Here is a 1031-nt window from a genome sequence, read left to right as displayed (position 1 = left end):
GCTCCAGCCGCTGCGCCGGGCAGATCAGCCCGCCGGTGCAGCGCACGTCGACCTCGCCTTCTTCCGCCACCGCCTCGCTGCCGCAGATCGGGCAGTGATCGGGGAAGGCGAAGGCGGGACGATCGGCGTCGTCGCGCGGCAGCACCTCGACGATCTGCGGGATGACGTCGCCGGCGCGTTGCAGGACGACGCGGTCGCCGACGCGCGCATCCAGCCGCGCGATCTCGTCGCGGTTGTGGAGCGTGGCATTAGTGACGACGACGCCGCCGACGGTGACGGGGGTGAGCCGCGCGACCGGCGTCAGCTTGCCGGTGCGGCCGACCTGGATATCGATCGCCTCCAGCGTGGTCTGCGCGCGTTCGGCAGGGAATTTGTGCGCGATCGCCCAGCGCGGCGCGCGCCCGATGCTGCCCAGCCGCGCCTGCCAGTCGAGCCGGTCGACCTTGTAGACGACGCCGTCGATATCGAACGGCAGGTCGGCGCGCGCCGCCTCGATCGCGCGATAGACCGCGAGGGCCGCAGCAGCGTCGGCGCAATGCGCGAAGGCGTCGGCGATCGGGAAGCCCCAGTCGCGCAAGGCCGCGACGACCGCGGCTTGCGTGTCGCCCGGCACCGCGCTCGCCTCGCCCCAGCCATGCGCCAGGAAGCGCAGCGGGCGGGCGCGGGTAACCGCGGCGTCCTTCTGCCGCAGCGATCCGGCGGCGGCGTTGCGCGGGTTGGCGAACTGGCGCGCCTCCTTGCCGGTCTCCTCCGCTTCCGCCGCGAGGCGGGCGTTGAGCGCGGCGAAGGCGGCCTTTTCCATATAGACCTCGCCGCGCACCTCGAACACGTCGGGCGCGCCGTCGGGCAGGGTGGCGGGAATGTCATGGATGGTGCGGACGTTGGGGGTCACATCCTCCCCCACCGCGCCGTCGCCGCGGGTCAGCGCGCGGACCAGCCGGCGATCCTCGTAGCGCACCGAACAGGACAGGCCGTCGATCTTGGGCTCGGCGGTCAGCGCGACCGGCTCGTCCGCCGGCAGTTTCAGGAAG

Annotated in this window: 1 protein-coding gene; it reads right to left on the bottom strand. The window is 72.9% G+C overall.

Features of this window, described 5'->3' with window-relative positions; all coding sequences use genetic code 11:
• Positions 1-1031 (bottom strand): NAD-dependent DNA ligase LigA (gene ligA, locus AX685_RS08960; RefSeq protein WP_082740747.1); only part of this gene is annotated, 1031 nt, incomplete at both ends.

The sequence above is a fragment of the Sphingomonas sp. CCH9-F2 genome, from assembly GCF_001556735.1.
In the GTDB taxonomy this organism is placed as follows: domain Bacteria; phylum Pseudomonadota; class Alphaproteobacteria; order Sphingomonadales; family Sphingomonadaceae; genus Sphingomonas; species Sphingomonas ginsenosidimutans.
Note: the sequence above shows the minus strand (reverse complement) of the source record. Positions and strands in the feature narration are given on the sequence as shown.